Below are 20,990 nucleotides of genomic sequence, written 5' to 3'. Positions count from 1 at the left end.
CATTTTTTTTATTTAATTTTATTAAGTAATTTTTGTAAGTTTTCTATGTATTTACCTACATGAACTCCATCTAAAAGCATGTGATTTACTTGTATCGAGTAAGGAAGGAGTATTTTATCGTTTTCATTAAAATATTTTCCAAAGGATATTCTTGGTATAGAATCTTCTTTATTCATTATCATTTCATTTGAAATACTAGTAAATGAAACCCAGGGAAGACAAGAAAAATATATTAACTCATCTTGATTCTTATCAATTTTAGGGAAGTACTCTTTTTGATTAATAGAAGCTTCCTTTGCAGCGTTTGAAAATTCTATAATGTTATTTTTAAAAGGTACTGTAACAATCTTAAATAAATCTTTATTGTCTCCTATATCTGTAAAAGATGGATGTAGTTCATCATGTAAAATGAGTTCATTATTTCTAATTTTATAACGGAAATCTTCTGTTTGATTTATTACATATGTACAAGCATAAACCATGCTGTAGTAAAAAGATAGGTTGTTATTTTTTACAAATTTTTTGAAATTTGTTACGTCGATATTAACGCAAATATTAAATTGTGGATTATCTACACTCTTAAAAAAATCATAGTGTTCTTTTCTTTTCCAAGTATTAAAATTAATATATTTCATTTCTCCTCCTAGATATAAATTTACAAAATTCTCAACTGATTATATTATAAACCACGTGATAATTAAAGTAAATTAAATACTATACTGTAAAAATGCATTTATAAATCTATATTTAAGTTGTTTATTTATTATATTAGCTTTAAATATTTAGATATAATAGTAATAAAAAAATAAACGATAATTATTTAATGTTCATAATTAAATAATTGTACTAAATATTAAAATAAGGTAAATTATATAAATATAATTTAAAAAAATAAAAGTGGTGTTTTTTTATGAATAGTAAAAATGAATTAGAAGGAGTAAAAAAATCAGCGAGGGAAAATAATATGAACAGAAAAATAATATTAAATTTAGCGATTAGTTTGGATGGATATATAGCATGTGATGATGGTGGGTTTGATTGGATAGTTGGAGATGGAGATAGTAAGCTAGACACAAAAAATAAGTGGGACTATGGTAAATTTTTAGAAGGAATAGATATTGTAGTAATGGGTAAAAATTGTTATGATCAAAAATTTCATAATGACTTTAAAGATAAAAAAGTATATGTAGCAACTTCAAAAGATATACAAAATCATGGTAATATACATTTTATAAATGGTAATATAGTAAAAATCATAGAAGAAGAAAGAAAAAATGAAGGAAAAGATATATTCTTATTTGGAGGTGGAGGTCTTGTTGATAGCTTCATCAAGGCTGACGTAATAGATGAGTATATTATAGGTATAATACCTACTATATTAGGAAAAGGTAGACCGTTATTTTTAGGGAATAACCCGCATATAAACCTTCATTTAGAAGAATATTTAACAGATAGCGGTGTTGTTATATTAAGGTATTCAAAAAGGTAAATAATATGGAATTGATATAACTGAGTGTAAATATAGTTTCGGACATTATATATTCACCACCTTTATATCAATTCACATTAAAAAAGTCATTCACATAGTAGGTGACAGTACTGCCATTGTGTTATAGATTCTGAATTTTTATTATATAGTTTCTTTTTATTGCAATAGATTCTGTTGCATAAATTGAGATATAGAATATAGCTAGTATGAAAAAGATATATTTTTGCTCTAAGTTTAAATTAACAGCTATAATAATAAATATTGCCATAAGTAAGCATGTAATTATACTGCTTTTAAATTGAAATTTAAAATAGTCATCTTGAGTAACTTCGAATTTACTATTTATCCATATTGATATTTTCTTATTATTTATACACCACAAGTTATAAAATATAAAAAATGGAATAAATATTACTCCTATTAGAATAAAACTGTTCATAAGCATCCCCCATCTTAAAAAATATAATTAAATATAGTTTCAATAAGTTTATCTAATTATTAACAATATAATTATAGCACTAGATGTCTAAAGATTTTAATTTATATTAAAATATGGTAAAATTGTACAATACAACAATTTAAAGGGGGGAGATTTTAATATGAGTAAAACAATGGATAACCCAATGGCTTCGGTTTTTAAATATCTAGCTTTATCAATATTATTTATGTTTATCGGATTTGCATTTGGGCAAGCATTTATACCAGAAAGTATAGTGTATTATGCTAACTTTATATTAATATTTGTAATAATTGGATTGCTAATATTAGCAATTATGTCTAGAAAATCTGCTTTACCAGCTCGATTTTCTATGAATTACGTTTATATATTTACATTTATAGATGGTATATTAACGTATCCTATACTACAAATGTATATAAAAGACTTAGGTGCTGGGATTGTAATGGATACATTAATAGGAACTGTTATCATACTAACAATATTATCAATCGTATCAAATAAAAAAGAAGCGGGGCACTATTTAAATTTAGGAAAAACATTATTATACAGTCTGATAGGGTTGTTGATATTTACTATTATAAGTATATTTATAGATTTTAAATTAACTAATATAATTTTAAGTATAGCAGGAATAATAATTTTCTCTGGATTTATTTTGTATGATATAAGTTTGCTAAAAGAGGAAATAAGCAAAGGGAATATAGTGGACCGTGAAGATTTATCAATACATGTACTTAATATTTATTTAGATTTTGTAAATATTTTCTTAGATCTTTTAAGACTTATATGGGAACTAAAAAATTAGTAAATAAAATTATTATAAAAAAGATATTAATAATCTTTGAGATTATTAATATCTTTTTTGTTAAATAAAAATATTATTTTACTTGTTTTGCAAAAGGATGGTTTTCTTCAAACTGTATTAAATCCCATAAATTACCGTATATATCTTTAAATACTGCAACTGTACCATATGATTGATCTTTAGGTTCTCTTACGAATTCTATACCTTTTGAAATCATTTCGTTGTAGTCTCTCCAAAAATCATTTGTTCCTAAAAATAGAAAAACTCTACCACCTGATTGGTTACCTATAAAGGGTTCTTGCTCAGGCTTAGATGCTTTTGCAAGCAGAATTGAAGTACCTTTAGACCCGGGTGGTGATACAACGACCCATCGTTTATTTTGTTCTGGCTGATATGTATCTTCAACTAATTTAAAGTTAAGTTTTTTTGTATAAAATTCTATAGCTTCGTCATAGTCTTTAACAACTAAAGCTATATAAGCGATTGATTGTATCATATTTTAACTCCTGACTATTTTATATATTATAAATTTTTATTGTAGTCATTATATTATATATAAGACAGATTATCAATAAGTATTATTTTATAATTTATAAATTTTTAAAATAAACGATATAGTTAGAGATTTATGTTTTAAGATGATTTTTCTAAAAGCTTTTGAATATATAATAACTAAAAAGAATTTAGGGGGGAGATAATATGAGTACTTTGAGAGCTATGAATGATACAGAGTTTAAACAATATATAGATAAGGCAATAGATAATTATGCAAAAGAAAGAGTTAAGGCAGGTAATTGGAGTGAAGAAGAAGCAATTTTAAAATCAAGAAAAGAATATACTGAACTATTGCCTAAGGGTGTAAAAACACAAGATAATTATTTATTTTCTGTAGTTGATAAAAATGAAGTTGTTGGAATGATTTGGCTTAACAAAGAGGACGATGAAGTAGGATTTATATGTGAAATAAATATTTTAAAAAAATATCAAGGTATGGGATATGGTAAATATGCTATGAAAGAAATTGAATTAGTAGCCAAGAACTTAGGATTAAAGAAAATAGAACTTCATGTTTTTGGACATAACAAAACAGCTATTAATTTATATGAAAATTTAGAATATACAGTAACTAATATGTGTATGTCAAAGAGATTACTTTAAGGTTATAATATAGTTAAAGTTTATAATTTCTATAAATTAAGATTTTAATATAACTTTAGGGGGACAAGATTGTGATAGAATATAATATATGTCCGAAATGCGGATGTATATTAGGAATGGAGAAAAGTAATGGGATATACACAAGACTACCTAATTAGAGAGATTGAAGCTATAGGAAGATATATAGCTAAATTAGTATTTAAAAAAGATACAATAGCTTATGAAATAAAAAATCACGATAATTATTCACAGACTGATATTTTATATAACGAGATTCAATTACTTATTAAACAAAATAAAATTTGTGAAGGTGAAAATATACTTTTTAAAAATTTAGAGGCAAGTAATGTAGAGTATTTAAAATTAGCTGTGGCTTTTTATCAAGAAATCAATAAACTAGATGATGAAAAATTAGAACAATGTAATTTCTCAAGAGACGAAGTATTAGAGGGATTGCATGATATTTTAGAGATTTATAAAATTCCGTTTTTTGATCAGACGCTACTAAAGTAAAAAATAAAAATATTATAACAAAACAGGGCTTATATAAGCCCCTTTTTTATTGCACCAAGTTTGCCACAAATGTGCCTAGAATTTACGGAGAATTATATAGTATTAAAATATATAATTTATTTATAAGAAAAACAAATTAATAGGTAAACAGGAGGAAAGCACAATTGAAAAAAATAACAAAAGTAAATAAACGATTATTAATACAAATAGCAGTATTAATAACAGTTATTATATCAGCATTTAACCACTATTTAATTAGTATAAATGAGCCAATACCTTGGATATCAGAGTCGATATTTCACTATATATGCCCTACATGTGGTGTCACTAGTATTTATCAATTTATTACATCATCTACATTATGGGTAGATAAAATCAAAAGTATATTAGGGATAGTTATAGGATTATCTATAATTTTAACTATAATATTAGGACCAGTCATATGTGGTTTTATATGCCCATTTGGAGTTATTCAAGATTTAGTAGCTAGAGTTGGTAAAAAAATATTTAGAGGTAAGTACAATAATTTTATAAGTAAAAAATTAGATAATAAATTAGAGTATTTAAGATATATAAGTTTGGTTTTAGCAGTAATATTAACTGCATCTTCTAGTGTTATGGTATTAGAAGCAATTAATCCATACCATGCGTTTTTAGGGATATTTAATAGAAGTTCTATAAGTTTAATAGGAGTTTTTATTTTAATCTTAATAATATTAGGTTCTTTATTTATACAAAGACCTTGGTGTAAATATTTATGTCCATATGGAGCATTTTTAGGAATATTTAATAAGTTTAAAGTTTTTAGAGTTGTTAGAGACAAGGATAGATGTTTAAACTGCAAAAGATGTAATAAAAAATGTCCTATGGGAATTGAAATTCAAACTAATCAAGCACTTAGAGACGTAAGATGCATTTCATGTTTAGATTGTGTAGATAAAAAAGTATGCCCAAAAGCTAATACAATATATTTTACTTCTAAAGACTTAGAAGAAAATACAAATTTAGATGAAAGTCTAGAGGTAAAATAGTTAACATTAAAAGGAGAAAACATAATATGAAAAATAGTAAAAATAAAATAGTAGCAGCAACAATATGTGGAATAATAATTGGTTCAATAGGAACTAGTTTTGTAGGAAATTTTCAAGTTAAACAAGAAATGAACATTGCTAGCTCAAGTGAAAATAAAGAAATACCTGGTGAAAAAATATCAGATGGTATGACTCAAGAACAGTTTGAAGAAATGATAAAAAATGGTGAAAATGATATAGATAAAGGTGGAAAAAGACCAGGACATCATAATGAAGGACAAGGCTCGTTAGAAGCTGAAAATAGTGTTGATGTATTAAATGGGAAATATAGTGATGGAACTTATGAAGGAGAAGCATCTGGTTATGCTCCCAACATTAAGGTAGACGTTGTTGTTTCTAACTCAAAAATATCAGATATACAAATAACAAGTCACAACGAAACTCCAGGATTTTATGAAAAAGCATTTGAACAAGTACCATCAGAAATAATCAAATTACAAAGTACAAAAGTAGACACAGTCTCAGGAGCTACTTATAGTAGTGTTGGAATTATAAATGCAGTAAATAATGCACTAAAAGGAGCTAGCTCATCACAAAATGAAAAATCAAAAAGTACTAATAAAAATACACAATCAAATTTAGATACATCAGTTCAGTAAAATATTTAAAAGGAGGTATTTTGTGTCAAAATTAATATATATTGCAGATGATGAAACTAACATAAGAAAATTGGTAAAAACATTTTTAGAAAATGATGGACATATAGTAAAAGACTTTGAAAATGGGGATTTACTATTAGAAGAATTTAATAATAAAGAATGTGACCTTGTTATTTTAGATATTATGATGCCAGGTTCTGATGGATTTGAAATATGTACTAAAATAAGAGAGAAAAGTACAGTACCAATTATAATGTTAACAGCAAGGGATAGCGATATAGACTATATAACAGGAATAACATTAGGAAGTGATGATTACTTTACAAAACCATTTAGCCCTATGGCACTTGTTATGAGGGTAAAGGCGATGTTTAGACGAATAGATTTTGAAAAAGTACAAAATAATAAAAATGAATCTCCTATTCTTAAATTTGGAGATATTAATATAAACACAGATACAAAAACAGTAAGTCATTTGAATAATAATATAGATTTAACTCCTAATGAGTACAATCTTTTAACATATTTATTTGAGAATAAGGATAGGGCAATATCAAGGGAAGAATTATTAAATAAAGTATGGGGATATGATAGTGAAATCGAAACAAGAGCTGCTGATGATACTGTAAAAAGACTTCGTAAAAAAATATCTCAAACTAATATAATAATAGAAACTGTTTGGGGATTTGGTTTTAGGCTTAAGGAGAATTAATAAATGAAAAAAATTAAAAAGAAGGTAAGTATAAAGACTAGGATTTTAGCAAGTATACTTGGGTTATTAGTAATTATATTTTTAGGGATAATATTTTCTTTTAATAATTTAGTGAATACATATATAGAAAAAAACTCAAATAGTGAATTAAGAAAGGCAACAAGTTTAGTAGAACACTTTGATAAAAGTCTAATCCCAGCAAAACCTCTTAAAGAAAAACCAATACCAAAAGAATTTGAAAATTATGAACATGAAAAAAATGAGTTTCCGGAGTTTATGAAAGGCGTTTTAGAGAAAGTAAGAATGGCAGAGATGAATTCAAATGCAGAAGCTATGGTAATTGATAGTAACTATAACTTAGAATTTCCAACTAGAGAAGATGATTTTTTAAAAAATATTGATGAATACGAAAATATATTAAATCAAATTAAAGATCAAAAAATCAACTTACATAGTAATGAAAATTTTAAGATATCAACAACTAGTGGAAAATACTATGCATCTATATTAAAAATAGAAAGTATAGAAAGTAAAGAAAGTAAAGAAGAAAACTATTTAATCTTATTTATAGATATATCATCTACTTTAAACTTAGCAAATCAAATAAATACAGTCTTAATCGCAGTTATGGCAATAGCAGGTATACTTGCAATTATAACAGCTATAATACTTTCAAATAAAATAGCAAAACCGATACAACAACTTTGTGGTTTTGCAAAAAATATTGGGAAAGGCGATTTTAGCAAGTCTGAATTTGATTTTTCAGATAGAGAGCTTGATGAACTTTGTCAAATAATGAACAAAAGTGTACAGTATCTAGATAAATATGATAAAGAACAAAAGATATTTTTCCAAAATGCATCTCACGAACTTAGGACTCCTCTTATGTCTATAAAAGGGTACGCAGAGGCTATAAAATACAATGTAATAGATAAAGATAGTGCAAGTGAGATTATATTAGAAGAAAGTAATAGGTTAAGTGATATGGTTGAAGAGTTATTATACATATCAAAAATTGATAATATAACTAAAGATTATAATCTAATAGATTGTGATATGAGAGAAATTTTATCTAATTGCACATTAAAACAAAAAGCAAGGGCTATGAGTAAGGGTATTGAATTTAAATATGATTTTGATGAAGATGAAGTAATGCTAAATTGTGATGAGAAAAGTATGCACAGAGCTTTTTTAAATATTATAGAAAATGCTCTTAGATATGCTAATAGTCAAATAATAATAGGATGCAAGAGCTTAGATGAAAATATAATTATATATATAGAAGATGATGGAGAAGGAATAAATGATGGAGATTTAAACCATGTATTTGATAGATTTTATAAGGGTAATAAGGGCAAAAATGGTATAGGTCTTTCTATAGTAAAGTCTATTATAGAAAAACATAATGGGAATGTATATGCACAAAACACTGATTTAGGTGCTAAGTTTACTGTTTGTATTAGTAAAGAAAAAAGTAACTAAAAATAAAATAATAATTAAAATACAAAAGGGCTGTCTTAAAATTTAGACTAGCCCTTTTGTGTTATAAAAAAATAATATTGCCACATAAGTGCCACAAATATGCCACTGGTTTACGGAGATTTATGATAGAGAAAACTTGTATACTATTAATATAAATCAGAGAAATGAGGTGAAAAGATGAAGAAAAAATTAAAGTATAGACATGAAATGAAACACAAAATTATGAATGCGGATATAGTAACTATAAAGTCTAGAATTTCTCCTATTATGAAGCTGGATAAGAATGCATCAAATGATGGGAAATATCTTATAAGAAGCCTTTATTTTGATACTCCAGAAGATAAAGCTTTATTAGATAAAATAAACGGGCTTTCTATAAGGGAGAAATTTAGAATAAGACTTTATAATCATGATATTTCTTTTATAAGGTTAGAGAAAAAAATAAAACACAATAACATGACTGCAAAAATAAGTGCGACTTTAACTAAAACACAAGTAAAAAAGATAATAGCAAATGATATAGAATTTTTAAAAGAATCTGATGACAAATTGCTTCAAGAGTTTTACGTTAAATTAAAGTGCGATAGATTAAGACCGAAATCAATAGTTGATTATTACAGAGAAGCTTATACATATGGGGTAGGAAATATAAGAGTTACAATAGATAGAGATATAAAAACACCAATAAACACTATCGACATATTTGATACAAAAGCTCAGTGCATATCTATTATAGAAAATAATACAAGTGTGTTAGAAGTTAAGTATGACGAGTTTATACCAGATTTTATACTAGATTTAGTTCAAATTAATAAATGTAGTTCAACCGCAATTTCAAAATATGCAAGTAGTAGAGTTTATTTATAGTAAATACATTGCAAATAGAAATCAAAACATAAAGTTATGTAGATAAGAAAGGTAGGAAATATAGTATGACATTTAATGATATTTTTAAATCAAGTTTTGTAGATAAGGTGGCTGGGTTTTCAGTTATAGATAGTGCACTAGCGTTAGGTGCAGCATTTTTAGTAGGTTTATTTATATATATGATATATAAAAAGACGTTTATGGGAGTTATGTATTCTAGACCATTTAATGTGTCTTTAGTAGCGTTAACTATGCTTACAACATTTGTTATATTAGCGGTTACGTCAAATGTAGTGTTATCACTAGGTATGGTAGGGGCATTATCAATAGTTCGTTTTAGAACAGCTATAAAAGATCCTATGGATTTAGTGTTTTTATTTTGGTCAATAGCATCAGGTATAGTTTTAGGGGCAGGACTTATTCCTCTGGCAATATTTGCATCAATTTTAATGGGATTAATATTAATATTCTTTGCTAATAAAACTGTTACAGATACTCCATATATATTAATGATAAATTGCAATGATGAAATCTGTGAACAAAGAGTAAATGAAAAAATAAAATCAACATTTTCAAAATACCAAGTTAAATCAAAGAGCGTTATACCAAATAGAGGAATCGAGTTAGTATTTGAAGTTAGAATGAAAGATGGAGAAACTAAGTTTGTAAATGAATTAAGTGAAGTACAAGGAGTTACTAATTCAGTACTTGTAAGCTACAATGGGGACTATGCAATATAGAGAGGAGTAATCTCTTATGAAAAATAAAAAATTCATAGCACTTACTTTACTTATGATTACATTTTTAATAGGAGTTATATATATCTACAGCATATCAGGAAGTAAAGGTGTGGATGTACATAGTGATAAATATATTGAAAAATATCTTAATAGAGATAAAGTAATGGACGTTAATATAGAAATAGATGAAAAAGAGTTAGAAGAGATGTTTGCAAATGCTCAAAGTGAAGAATCTAAAATGGCAAGTGTCACTATAGATGGCGATACATATAAAAACATTGCAGTAAGACCTAAAGGGAATTCAAGTCTTAAATCAGTAGCATCAAGTAGTACAAAGAATAAAGAAAACTCAAGTGAGAGTAAAAATAGTAGCACTCAAACTAAGGGTGAAGATAGATTTAGTTTAAAAATAGATTTTGATGAATATGTAAGTGGACAAACTATGGAAGGATTAACTCAGTTAAACCTTAACAATAACTATTCAGACCCTTCATATATGAGAGAATTTATATCATATAGCATATGTGAAGATATGGGACTTAAAACACCAGAGATGGCTTATGCAAAAGTATCTATAAATGGTAAATATCATGGATTGTATCTAGCAGTTGAAAGTATATTAGAACCGTTTATAGAAAATAATTTTGAAACTATAAGTGGAGATTTATACAAATCAACAGGTGCACAAGGCGGAAGTTTAAAGTATAACGGAGATGATTTTAAAAATTATTCATCAATGGAAGTAAAAAGTGATAGGAAAAATGCTGACTATACTAAATTTACAAATATGTTAAAGGCACTAGAGAGTGGTAAAGATATAGAAAAGTATTTAGATGTAGACTCGGCACTTAAATATATAGCATTAAATACAGCTCTTTTAAATTTAGATAGTTATCAAGGAAGCTTTGCACATAACTATTATTTATATGAGGAAAACGGAAAGTTTACTGTAATACCATGGGACTTAAATATGGCATTTGGTGGATTTAATGGAGGCAAAGGTTCAGGTCAATTAATATACATTGATGAGCCAACTACAGGTAACGTAGAGGATAGGCCTCTTGTATCAAATTTATTATCAAATGAAAAATATAAAGAAAAATACCATAAGTATTTAAATGAAATAGTTGAAAAGTATCTGGACTCAGATTATTTAACGACTATGACAAATCAATTGCATAGCTTAATAGCAACATATGTAAAAGAGGATCCAACCGCATTTTATACTTATAAAGAGTTTGAAACAAATATAAAATCTCAAATAGCTGATACTAGTGAAGGTATGGGTAATAAACAAGCTAGTAACATAAAGACTCAAGATAATAATACAAAGATTCAAGATAAACAAAATAATTTACAAAATAAAGAAAATAATAATCAAAAGGAAAATAAAGAAGCTAAAGATAATATGCCAATGGGAAAAAATTTACCAGGAATATTAGATTTGTCGCAAACTATGAGTAAAACAATAAAAGATCAACTAAGTGGTGTAGTATCAAGCACAAAAGATAAGAATGAAACACAAAATAATAAAGAGCAAGATCAAATGCCACAAGATATGGAAAAACCACAAGGTATGGAAAATATGCCACAACCACCTCAAGGGATGGATATGGAAAAACCAAATATTAACCAAGATGGTGAATTCAAACCCAATGATCAAAATGTAAAACGCGAAAATCAAGGGGAACATATGATGTCTAAAAAAGGTAATACAGATTATAGTAAGTATATAATTAGTTTAGTTGCTATAATTAGTATGTCTTTAGTAATAGTATTAGTGTCATTTTTTAAGAGACGAAAAATTATAAAAGTAAAATCATAAAACACTATAACGGATACTTTGTTAATATAAAAAATAAAGTAGGAGATATTACATATCCCCTACTTTATTTATTTTAAGATAAATAATTAAATCATTTTCATTTAAACCCAAACCTAAATCATCATTTCCATCTATGTTCATAGCATATGTAGAATCATCTTCTTTTCCTATACTATATATTGCAATAGGTGTTTCTTTGTTTAGTTTTATCTCTTTTTCAACATCTAATACTGAAAGAGCAGTTCCATTGTATGATTTATTGAAAAAATTTACTGGGAAATCTAAATAAGAACCATCTAAACCAACGCTTATATTTTTATCATTTTGGAAAACACCTACATGTAAATCATTAATATTATTTTCAAGCTTTATAGAAGTTTTTAATAAATTATGTTTTTCTTTGAGTTCCCCACAGTTGTATTCCTTAGCATAAATTTGAATACCATATTTAGATCTTTCTAAGGGACTAATGTTGTAGTCTGTACCCATTCCAACCATACTTAAATGACTATCTTCTTTGTTTATTGTTATTTTATCTTCCATATTAGCACTGCTGCATCCCATAAATGATATTGGAAGAATGATTAGTAGTAACATTAAAAATAACTTTTTCAAAATTCCACCCCCTTGTAATATATATCTTTAATTATTGTCTTTAAGTATTATTTTTATACGTATCTTCTAATAGGATATTTCTATTGGACGACATTTAGGAGGATTAATAAAATTTATGAAGAATTTTAATAAGTTAAATACGATTATATAACTTAAAATATAAGGAGGATAAAGGATGAAAGAAATTAAATTAAAAAACGGAGAAACTGCAATTTTAAGAACACCAACAAAAGAAGATGCAAAAGCTATGATAGATTATTTAAATATAATAGGAGGAGAAAGTGACTTTATAACTTTTGGTGAGAATGAATTTACATTAAGTGTAGAAGCAGAACAAGAGTATATAGAGAAAACTAATAGTATGAAGAATTGTAAAAATGTGCTTACTATTATAAATGATGAAATAGTAGGGATTGCATCTATAAATTCTATCCAAAAGGAAAGAATGAAGCATAATGCAACTTTGGGAATAAGTTTTAGAAAAAAATACTGGGGGATGGGGCTTGGTAATGAGGTTATAAGTTATCTAATACAATGGTGTAAGTCTAATGGTATAACAAAGAAGATAAGTCTTTTAGTTAGAGAAGACAACGATAGGGGTATTAGATTATATGAGAAGTTTGGGTTTGAAAGAGAAGGATTGTTGAAAAAAGATATATGCGTGCATGGTGTTTATTATAATACTGTTACTATGGGGTTATATATAGACTAGACGTATTAATTTTATAAGTTTTCAAATGTATTTTTGGAAATATTGTTTAATCACTTTGGTTTCAACGTTAGATTTTTTGCTTAATAAATATATATATAAAAAGGAGATTAGTTATGCTTGAATATAAGTTTGATACACAGTTATTAGTTGAGGGAGAAGGACTTTCAGAAGAGAAAATTAATGAGTATATTACAAAAAATATTGAAGGTGATTGCTTACTTGCAGTTGGCGATGATGAACTGATAAAAATACATTTTCACACAAATACTCCATGGAAAGTGCTTGAGTATTGTGCTTCTTTGGGAGAAATTCATGATATCGTTGTAGAAAATATGCAAAGACAAACAAATGGTCTTCAAGGTTAAATAAAACTTAAATATAATAAAAATGGAGGACTGTTGTCATCCATTCTTAATTTAAATATATTTTTAGTGTTTTATGGATTTATTGTATTTTGTAAATATAAATCAACCTCTTTGGGATTTTTCAAAACTACTATTTTATCTTTGAAGTCTTTTTCTATTTGTTTATAATTATTGCGTCTTTCTTTATTACGACCTTCATGAAGAATCCACCATATAAATTCTAAATCTATTTTCTCTATACATCCATTAGCCATGTCTTCACGAGTTGTATTTTTATATTTAAGATATCGCTTGAAAGCTCTGTAGATACAAATTCTGCGAGGAAAATTCATGAAAATTATTTTATCAGATTGATCTAATCTTTCTCTTTGAAAAAAATCACCATAGTTACCATCAATTACCCAAGAATCGTTTTGCATAAAATCAGAAACGATTAAACGCCCATCTTGCTTACTTCGCTCAACCCAATTAGGTAAAAAATTTACTGTGTCAAGAAATAAAACTGGTATCTCATAGTAATGTGCAAGATTTTTAGCGAGTGTTGATTTTCCACTTCCGCTATAACCAAGTATTGCAATTTTCATTATAACACCTCTCAATCTTAATAAACTACAGTTAAATTATAATAGTAGTGTTAATCAAAGTAAATCAATTAATTTCTTAGCATAGTGTTTAATTTATGGTTTATAATTGTTGTAAATATAAAATTTTAAGGGGATAAAATATGGAGATTCGTAAAATACAAATGCAAGATGCTGAAAATTATCTAGATATGCTTTTAAACTTGGATAAAGAAACCAAATATATGCTGTTTGAGCCTGACGAACGTCCTACAGATATTAATATAACAAAGAGTATAATAGATAGGGGTATAAATGGTGACAACTTGATTTTGGTAGCAACACATGAAAATAGTATAGTAGGATTTATTTCTGTGCAAAGAGGTGTTCAAAGAAGAATTAGACATACTGCATATATTGTTGTTGGAATTCGTGAAAGTTTTAGAGGTAAAGGTATTGGAAGTAACTTATTTGATAAGCTAGATTCATGGGCTAGAGACAATAACATTAAAAGGCTTGAGTTGAGTGTAATATGTTCTAATGTAGTAGCAAAGCACCTTTATGAAAAACATGGATTTATGGTAGAGGGGATAAAGAAAAATTCTATGATTATTGATGGAAAATATGTTGATGAGTTTTGTATGGCAAAATTATATTAAACAGAATTAAAAAAATGGGAGAAATACATGGAAATTATAAAAACAGAAAGACTAGTCTTAAAAAAGATAAACCAAGATGATTACGAAGAGATGAAAATTATTTTACAAGATAAAAAGTTAATGTCTGTTGGATGGGGAAAAACTTATTCAGATGAAGAAGTTCAAGCATGGATAGATAAAATTATAGAACAATATGAGGTCTTTGGATATAGCTATTATTTAGCTGTAGAAAAATCAACAAATGAAGTTGTTGGTATAATGGGCATACTTCCAGTAACAATAAAAGCAACTGAGTATATTGAAGTAGCTTACATATTAAAAGAAAAATTTTGGGGTAAGGGGTATGCAACAGAAGGAATTAAAGAATGTGGAGATTATATATTTAATACTCTTGGTGCTGATAGGTATATAGCACAAGTAATTCCTGAAAATACTAGTTCAAGCAAAGTGGCTAAAAGATTAGGTATGAAAGTTATAGATGATTATATGAGAGAACATAACGGAAAAGGAGTGTTCCATTTAATATATGCTCTAACTAAAGAAGATTATATAAAACAAAGTAATTAACTAATTTTTAATAACTATCAGAAATAGTGATTTAGCAATGCATAACAATTGGCACATTATAAAATAATGTGCCTTTTTCATTGTCAAATTAAAATTAACTTTTTTATTAAAATTCTATTTAGAAATATAATTTAGTTTAATAGAAGGACTACTAGTCATTGGATGTTTCTTGCCTTTTTCAACCTTAAAATAATCATTTTTCCCAGGAGTTAAAGTTAAAATTTCATCTTTAAAATCTGCACTATCAAATTCAAAATTATATGGGATTAAATCATTACTCCAAGTTGAAAAATAAACAACTTTATCTCCATCCATAAGTATAACCCTATAAGCATCATCACTTTCAGTAATTCTATAGAACTTAGAACCTACAGTATCATATATTTTTTCTCTTGAAGTTCCTGGTTTAAATACATATCCCTTATCCCATTTTAAAGAACTTACCTTTGATAGACTTATTTCTTCGCCTAATTTTTCACCCATCTCGAATATTCCCATATCAAGTTTTACCCCGTTATCAAATAATTCTTTAAAGTGTTTTTTACTTTCATCAAACTGAGCTATATCACTAGATTTATCAACAATATCCCAGCCCTTTTTAGTTTTTTCTAGCTTGAAATTAATTTTTGAAATACACTCTCCATGTTTACCAGGCTCTGTAACTATAACATCTTCACCAGACTTATTTTTATAATTGTTTTGTTTGATTTGAACATGATTATGCCCGGCAACTATTGCATCAATACCGTCAACTTGCTGTGCCAAATCTTGTATTCTATTTCCTGGATTTTTAGGCTTTTTAGGTTTTTCTCCTGTATGTGCAACTGCTACTATAATATCAGCATCTTCTTTTTCATTCATAACCTTAACCCATTTTTTAGCATCTTCTACTAAGTCATTCATATATAAATCTCCATTGTACTGCTTTTGGTCTTTTAGCTCTAATGATTTAGTAGGGACTAATTTATCACCCACAAATTCTTTACTTTCTCCAACTTCTTTAATAGTAAGACCCAATATACCTAACTTAACAGTTCCCTCTGAAGTTTTAATTTCTTTTATAACATAAGGTTTTGTATAACTATCTCCATTTTTCTTGTATGTATTTGCTGATAAAACACTTATTCCTTGTTTTTCAAAATCATCTATAATATTATCTAAACTAAGTTTACCATTACATATAAACTCATGATTTCCAAGAGTTATAGTATCATAACCAACTTCTTTCATTTCCTTTGCAATAGGAATTTCTCTATGCTTAACATCTTCATTTTTGCTATCCTGATTTATTTGTTCTGAAAATTTTTGCATATCCTCCGATGTCCCAAATTCTCTATCATAAAAATCTCCTGCATCTACCAAAGTTAGATTTTTATCTTTCTTTTTTTCGCTTGCTACATAATTATTTAGCTCGTATGGTATTACTCCATGTAAATCTGTAGTTGCTAATACACTTATATCAGTTGTTTTTGTAGATGTGCATCCTGATATTAATAGTGTACATACCCCTATAATGCACCCTAATAGTTTTTTGTCCATAAACGTTTATGTTCCTTCCCTTGTATTGTAGATTGAAAGTATTCATAAGAAATAATTTTACAAATTTATCCAATGATATTAAAAATTCAACATTAATACCCATAATACCTTTTTTATTATGTCAATAAAGCTAACTTCACTCATAAAATCATATAAATCTATAAATATTATCAAGGTATTTATTCTTATTTTAAATATGTTTTTAGTATATTCACATACTAGGCCTTAATGTATATTTAGGGGGATAAATCTACATTAAATTATTGGAAATAGCCTTAAATTAAGGAACATTAATTAATGTATAGCATAACAATTTTTAGTTATATTCATATAATACTATTATTACTACACTAATATTAAATAATAAGGATGTGTTTTTATGCTTCGTAATCATCGTGAACTTGTGGATGCTCCATTACCTCCTTGTTTAACTTCTCAGTATTCATTTATTAGAGTATTTAATTCTTTAATTAAGCCAGGAGCTTTAGACGTATATATGAATAATGAACTTTGTATTAGCTAAAGATTTAAAAGCAGTACAAATTAGCTCTTATGTAACTGGAACTGGAGGAACCTATAGTATTCAAGTTTATCTAGCTAACACTAAACAGAATCCCATTCTTGAGGTTAATGATGTAGAAATCATAGGAGGTCAATTAATGACCCTTGCAGTTACAGGAGATTTAAATAATTTGAAATTAGTGCCGATAATAGATAATGTTGAACAAGAATCAAAACCTAATAAATCAGTTGTTAGATTTTATAATTTAACTCCAGATTCATTAATATTTCTTATGGCGTCAGAGGGATATAAATTAGCTAGAAAAGTAGACAGTAACAGTGGCAATAAATATACGGAAATTCTTACAGGAACTTATCAAGTAGGAGTTCTTCCATCAGAGGGAATTGGGCAAATATTAAATACAGATATTAAGATGAGTGCAGATAAAATATATACATTATATTGTGTTGGAACTTCAAATCAAGAATTAAAAAAACTTGGGTTAGGGTATAATTTTCAGATAATCCAGGTAGTAGATGGAAATACGATTATTAAAAAGTGTGCCCTTGAATAATATGAAAACATACAAAAATAAGGTTAGAGTTGCATCTAATCTTATTTTGTATGTTTAAAGAAGAAAATTATGCTAAACATGACTTTAGATTGATTTAAAGTAGTTATGTATTCTGCTACAATTAAATAAAAAAGGGGCTGGGGAGCATTAAAAATTTAAATAATATAAAATACAATAGTATACAAGATGAAAATATAAATGTTTTCTATGTAAATAAAAACTATGCCAAAGATACCTTGAAAGAAGTTAAAGAGTGCATATATGAATTAAGTAAAAAACTTGTAGTAAAAGAAGATATATTTAAAAAAAATATAAATATATATCTAGCACCGAATAGAAATGAATTTGAGTATCTTATCTTAAATATTTTGAAAATAAATATTAAAATGCCAACTAATAAAGGGAGAATTGCACAACCTCAAAGAACAGATTTAATTCTTTTATGCCCATCAGCCTATGGTACAGATTCAATATATAAGTATAATTTTGATGATTATAAAAGACTTTTAATACATGAAATGGTGCATATGTTCCATGAACATTTAAGCGTAGATATGGAAAATATAGCAAGATGGTTTAGTGAGGGGATCGCTATTTATTTATCTAAGCAAAATGAAGATGAAGATGAATTTAAAACACCTGTAATAGATGGCGTTTTAGATAATAAAATACCTACAATTGAAGATATAAATAATGATATTATGCTTTCTTATGATTGGGGATGGTCTATTGTTAAGTACATAGATGAAACTTATGGGTTTGATGTTGTACTTAATATTGTTAGAAATTGTGGAAGTGATGATGTAATAGGATTTATTAGTGATGATAAAGGAGGATTTGAAAATAATTGGAGAAATTGGTTGTTAGATACATATAAAATAATAGATTGATTTTAGTACGAAATTGTTATAATTGTTAATATTTAAGAAAATAAGTTTTAAATTATTTGTATTTTAGATAGTAATTTGCATTAGTTAATAATTATGAAGTAGTATTATATACAAGATGACTTATTTATGGGTGCATACCATTTATAGGTCATTTTTTAATTTAATTCAAAAAAATGAACCATTTAGCATATACATACATCTAATTAGTGTAAAGCAAAGAAGTAGCGCTATAATTTGCTAGGAAAGGTAGGCAGTTAATTGAACAAAAATATATTTATAGAAAAAGTTCTTGAAGCTGAAAGAACTTTATATCATGTGGCTAAATCTATTTTACTTCATGATCAAGACTGCGAAGATGCAGTTCAGGGGGCAATTTTAAAAGCTTATGATAAATTAGAAACCCTAAAAGAAGAACAATACTTTAAAACCTGGTTAATCAGGATATTAATAAATGAATGTTATAGTTTAAAACGCAAAAAAATTACAAATGTACCTTATGAAGAATGTTTTGCATTTACTAAGGCTGATGATAAAAAAGATTATAGTGAATTATATTTGGCTATTTATAAACTACCACCACGCATTCGTATTACAATTGTTCTTTATTATGTAGAGGGATATTCAGTAGAAGAAGTTAAAAAGATTTTAAAAATACCTTCAGGGACTGTAAAAAGTAGGTTAGCAAAGGGACGAAAATTATTAAAGATAAAATTAGAACATATGGAGGTAACCTATGAATAATTATAATTTCAAAAATGACTTTCCAGATACACCACTAGGTTTTAAAAATAAGGTAAGTGATACATTAAACAACTTACCTGATAAAAAGGAGTATGGTGAAATGGAAAATAAAACAATATTTAAAAAGGTGTCATTTAAAAAGAGAGTAATAGTTACACTAGCAGCAACTTTTGTATTAGGAACAACTGCATTTGCAGCAGGAAAGGTATTTTCATTAGTGGGAAGTTCTAGTAATATACCAACCTATACTAGTCTACCAACAATACAACAAGTGAAGGATGATTTTGGATTTAATCCTAAATTGGTTGAAAAATTTAATAACGGATACACTTTTGATAATGGATATACTTCAAATAATGAAGCATTGGATGAAAAAGGGAATTCTTTAGGTAAATCAAAATCACTTAATTTTTCTTATGAAAAAGATAATGATAAAGTAATGCTTGGAATGGAAAATAAAATGTTAGGTGGAAAATCAGAAAAAGAAATTTTAGTTGATAATTATAAAGATACAGAATTATATTATACATCATATGCTAATAAATGTGTGCCACCAGATTATAAAATGACTGAACAAGATAAAAAAGATGAAGCATCTGGCAAATATGAATTTAGTGTAGGAAGTAGAAATGTAGAAATATCTCAAGTTCAATATTTAAGTTGGGAACAAAATGGAATATACTATTATGTTTTAGCAACAGATTCTGATTTGTCAAAGGATGAATTGGTTAAAATGGCACATGAAGTTATTGATGCTAAATAGGATTTTATTATAATGCTTGTAATAGCTATAGTGACTTTTTAGGTCATTATAGCTATTATTTTGAAGTAGCGCTCATTTTACTTTGAACTTTATTAATGCTATCATATAATTGGAAAAATTTGTATATTAATACAAAATTAAAATGTTTAAAATGAGGGGATTTTTGAAATGAATAAGAAAAAAATAATTAACAGTTTATTTATTATGGGATTTGTTTTTTACACAATTTTTATTTTATCGATTATTGTATTTAAATATGTATCTCCACTAGAACTATTTAGTAGTGATAGAGAATTTTCACGAACACTTAACCTAATTCCATTTAATGAGGTACTTAATGGGAACTTTGATAAGTTAGATATAGTAGGAAATATAATTTTATTTGTACCACTTGGAATTTATATAAATATATTAATTAAGGATACAAAAATATCTAAGAGCATATTTATAATTGCTATGATAAGTTTTATATTTGAATTTAGTCAATATATATTTGGGATAGGTGCTAGTGATATAACTGATATTATTACTAATACTACAGGTGGAATTATTGGTATAGGTATTTATATGCTGATTAAAAAGATTTTTAGTGATAATATAAAAGTTAAAAACTTCGTTACTATTTGCAGCACCTTAGTTATGCTTCCAGTTGCAGTTATAGTAGTGGGACTGCTAGTATGTAATTAGATTATTAATATGATTTGTAATAACTTTAGTTTAAGAAGTTAATGCTATAATTAAAAGAAAGGCTGTGAATATTTA

General features: G+C 26.8%; 27 protein-coding genes. 21 read left to right on the top strand and 6 right to left on the bottom strand.

Annotation, left to right across the window (positions count from 1 at the left end):
• Positions 1-8 precede the first annotated feature (8 nt).
• Positions 9-635, bottom strand: a complete 627-nt coding sequence (locus tag QOZ84_RS02810; protein WP_284131445.1) for a chloramphenicol acetyltransferase — start codon at positions 633-635, stop codon at positions 9-11.
• A 275-nt stretch (positions 636-910) separates the two neighbouring features.
• Between QOZ84_RS02810 and QOZ84_RS02805 the strand changes: the two genes are divergently transcribed.
• Positions 911-1,489: a dihydrofolate reductase family protein gene (locus tag QOZ84_RS02805; protein ID WP_331496501.1), complete on the top strand. Its 579-nt coding sequence runs from the start codon at positions 911-913 to the stop codon at positions 1,487-1,489.
• A gap of 121 nt (positions 1,490-1,610) precedes the next feature.
• Here the strand turns inward: QOZ84_RS02805 and QOZ84_RS02800 are convergent, their stop codons facing one another.
• Positions 1,611-1,928, bottom strand: a complete 318-nt coding sequence (locus QOZ84_RS02800; RefSeq protein WP_284131444.1) for a hypothetical protein — start codon at positions 1,926-1,928, stop codon at positions 1,611-1,613.
• 160 nt (positions 1,929-2,088) lie between these two features.
• Here QOZ84_RS02800 and QOZ84_RS02795 point away from each other — a divergent pair, with 160 nt between their 5' ends.
• Complete coding sequence (locus QOZ84_RS02795) at positions 2,089-2,754, top strand: Bax inhibitor-1 family protein (RefSeq protein WP_284131443.1); 666 nt, start codon at positions 2,089-2,091, stop codon at positions 2,752-2,754.
• A 73-nt stretch (positions 2,755-2,827) separates the two neighbouring features.
• Here the strand turns inward: QOZ84_RS02795 and QOZ84_RS02790 are convergent, their stop codons facing one another.
• Positions 2,828-3,250, bottom strand: a complete 423-nt coding sequence (locus QOZ84_RS02790) for a VOC family protein (protein ID WP_284131442.1) — start codon at positions 3,248-3,250, stop codon at positions 2,828-2,830.
• A gap of 203 nt (positions 3,251-3,453) precedes the next feature.
• Here QOZ84_RS02790 and QOZ84_RS02785 point away from each other — a divergent pair, with 203 nt between their 5' ends.
• The 9 genes from QOZ84_RS02785 (at position 3,454) to QOZ84_RS02745 (ending at position 11,741) form a co-directional block, all read left to right on the top strand.
• Positions 3,454-3,912, top strand: a complete 459-nt coding sequence (locus QOZ84_RS02785) for a GNAT family N-acetyltransferase (protein ID WP_284131441.1) — start codon at positions 3,454-3,456, stop codon at positions 3,910-3,912.
• A gap of 129 nt (positions 3,913-4,041) precedes the next feature.
• Positions 4,042-4,425 (top strand): DUF6483 family protein, encoded by a 384-nt coding sequence (locus tag QOZ84_RS02780; RefSeq protein WP_284131440.1) that lies wholly within the window; start codon positions 4,042-4,044, stop codon positions 4,423-4,425.
• A gap of 164 nt (positions 4,426-4,589) precedes the next feature.
• A complete protein-coding gene (locus QOZ84_RS02775; RefSeq protein ID WP_284131439.1) occupies positions 4,590-5,456 on the top strand; it encodes a 4Fe-4S binding protein in 867 nt (288 codons plus the stop codon).
• A 26-nt stretch (positions 5,457-5,482) separates the two neighbouring features.
• Complete coding sequence (locus QOZ84_RS02770) at positions 5,483-6,115, top strand: FMN-binding protein (RefSeq protein ID WP_284131438.1); 633 nt, start codon at positions 5,483-5,485, stop codon at positions 6,113-6,115.
• 22 nt (positions 6,116-6,137) lie between these two features.
• Positions 6,138-6,827, top strand: a complete 690-nt coding sequence (locus QOZ84_RS02765) for a response regulator transcription factor (protein WP_284131437.1) — start codon at positions 6,138-6,140, stop codon at positions 6,825-6,827.
• Positions 6,828-6,830: 3 nt separating this feature from the next.
• Complete coding sequence (locus QOZ84_RS02760; protein WP_284131436.1) at positions 6,831-8,309, top strand: sensor histidine kinase; 1,479 nt, start codon at positions 6,831-6,833, stop codon at positions 8,307-8,309.
• Between the two features lie 177 nt (positions 8,310-8,486).
• Positions 8,487-9,176 (top strand): polyphosphate polymerase domain-containing protein, encoded by a 690-nt coding sequence (locus tag QOZ84_RS02755; RefSeq protein ID WP_284131435.1) that lies wholly within the window; start codon positions 8,487-8,489, stop codon positions 9,174-9,176.
• A gap of 65 nt (positions 9,177-9,241) precedes the next feature.
• Positions 9,242-9,916 carry a DUF4956 domain-containing protein gene (locus QOZ84_RS02750; RefSeq protein WP_284131434.1) on the top strand — a complete coding sequence of 225 codons (675 nt, stop codon included), beginning with the start codon at positions 9,242-9,244 and terminating at the stop codon, positions 9,914-9,916.
• Between the two features lie 16 nt (positions 9,917-9,932).
• A complete protein-coding gene (locus QOZ84_RS02745) occupies positions 9,933-11,741 on the top strand; it encodes a CotH kinase family protein (protein WP_284131433.1) in 1,809 nt (602 codons plus the stop codon).
• Between the two features lie 48 nt (positions 11,742-11,789).
• On the opposite strand, the gene QOZ84_RS02740 is transcribed toward QOZ84_RS02745, so the two are convergent.
• Positions 11,790-12,356 (bottom strand): hypothetical protein, encoded by a 567-nt coding sequence (locus QOZ84_RS02740; protein WP_284131432.1) that lies wholly within the window; start codon positions 12,354-12,356, stop codon positions 11,790-11,792.
• Positions 12,357-12,531: 175 nt separating this feature from the next.
• On the opposite strand from QOZ84_RS02740, the gene QOZ84_RS02735 reads away from it, so the two are divergent.
• Together QOZ84_RS02735 and QOZ84_RS02730 are read left to right on the top strand one after the other, a co-directional pair.
• Positions 12,532-13,068: a GNAT family N-acetyltransferase gene (locus QOZ84_RS02735; RefSeq protein ID WP_284131431.1), complete on the top strand. Its 537-nt coding sequence runs from the start codon at positions 12,532-12,534 to the stop codon at positions 13,066-13,068.
• A gap of 113 nt (positions 13,069-13,181) precedes the next feature.
• Positions 13,182-13,433, top strand: a complete 252-nt coding sequence (locus tag QOZ84_RS02730) for a kinase to dihydroxyacetone kinase (protein ID WP_284131430.1) — start codon at positions 13,182-13,184, stop codon at positions 13,431-13,433.
• Between the two features lie 71 nt (positions 13,434-13,504).
• Here QOZ84_RS02730 and QOZ84_RS02725 read toward each other — a convergent pair whose 3' ends face one another.
• Positions 13,505-14,017 (bottom strand): DNA topology modulation protein, encoded by a 513-nt coding sequence (locus QOZ84_RS02725; RefSeq protein ID WP_284131429.1) that lies wholly within the window; start codon positions 14,015-14,017, stop codon positions 13,505-13,507.
• A 140-nt stretch (positions 14,018-14,157) separates the two neighbouring features.
• On the opposite strand from QOZ84_RS02725, the gene QOZ84_RS02720 reads away from it, so the two are divergent.
• Both QOZ84_RS02720 and QOZ84_RS02715 read left to right on the top strand, forming a co-directional pair.
• Positions 14,158-14,652 (top strand): GNAT family N-acetyltransferase, encoded by a 495-nt coding sequence (locus tag QOZ84_RS02720; protein ID WP_284131428.1) that lies wholly within the window; start codon positions 14,158-14,160, stop codon positions 14,650-14,652.
• Positions 14,653-14,679: 27 nt separating this feature from the next.
• Complete coding sequence (locus QOZ84_RS02715; RefSeq protein WP_284131427.1) at positions 14,680-15,219, top strand: GNAT family N-acetyltransferase; 540 nt, start codon at positions 14,680-14,682, stop codon at positions 15,217-15,219.
• 114 nt (positions 15,220-15,333) lie between these two features.
• Here the strand turns inward: QOZ84_RS02715 and QOZ84_RS02710 are convergent, their stop codons facing one another.
• The gene (locus QOZ84_RS02710; RefSeq protein ID WP_284131426.1) at positions 15,334-16,758 is read right to left on the bottom strand and encodes a metallophosphoesterase; all 1,425 of its coding nucleotides are present in this window, start codon (positions 16,756-16,758) and stop codon (positions 15,334-15,336) included.
• A 379-nt stretch (positions 16,759-17,137) separates the two neighbouring features.
• On the opposite strand from QOZ84_RS02710, the gene QOZ84_RS02705 reads away from it, so the two are divergent.
• The 6 genes from QOZ84_RS02705 (at position 17,138) to QOZ84_RS02680 (ending at position 20,915) form a co-directional block, all read left to right on the top strand.
• On the top strand, positions 17,138-17,281 hold the full coding sequence (locus QOZ84_RS02705) for a hypothetical protein (protein WP_284131425.1): 144 nt from the start codon (positions 17,138-17,140) through the stop codon (positions 17,279-17,281).
• A complete protein-coding gene (locus tag QOZ84_RS02700) occupies positions 17,262-17,834 on the top strand; it encodes a DUF4397 domain-containing protein (RefSeq protein ID WP_284131424.1) in 573 nt (190 codons plus the stop codon). Before QOZ84_RS02705 ends, QOZ84_RS02700 begins: the two co-directional genes overlap by 20 nt.
• A 236-nt stretch (positions 17,835-18,070) precedes the next feature.
• The gene (locus QOZ84_RS02695) at positions 18,071-18,724 is read left to right on the top strand and encodes a hypothetical protein (protein WP_284131423.1); all 654 of its coding nucleotides are present in this window, start codon (positions 18,071-18,073) and stop codon (positions 18,722-18,724) included.
• A 258-nt stretch (positions 18,725-18,982) separates the two neighbouring features.
• On the top strand, positions 18,983-19,465 hold the full coding sequence (locus QOZ84_RS02690) for an RNA polymerase sigma factor (protein ID WP_284131422.1): 483 nt from the start codon (positions 18,983-18,985) through the stop codon (positions 19,463-19,465).
• Entirely contained in the window at positions 19,458-20,228 is a 771-nt protein-coding gene (locus QOZ84_RS02685; protein ID WP_284131421.1) for a hypothetical protein, read from the top strand. Before QOZ84_RS02690 ends, QOZ84_RS02685 begins: the two co-directional genes overlap by 8 nt.
• Positions 20,229-20,396: 168 nt before the next feature.
• Entirely contained in the window at positions 20,397-20,915 is a 519-nt protein-coding gene (locus QOZ84_RS02680) for a VanZ family protein (protein ID WP_284131420.1), read from the top strand.
• Positions 20,916-20,990: the final 75 nt, after the last annotated feature.

It is taken from the genome of Romboutsia sedimentorum (assembly GCF_030131845.1).
GTDB classification, from domain to species: Bacteria; Bacillota; Clostridia; order Peptostreptococcales; family Peptostreptococcaceae; genus Romboutsia_D; species Romboutsia_D sedimentorum.
Note: the sequence above shows the minus strand (reverse complement) of the source record. Positions and strands in the feature narration are given on the sequence as shown.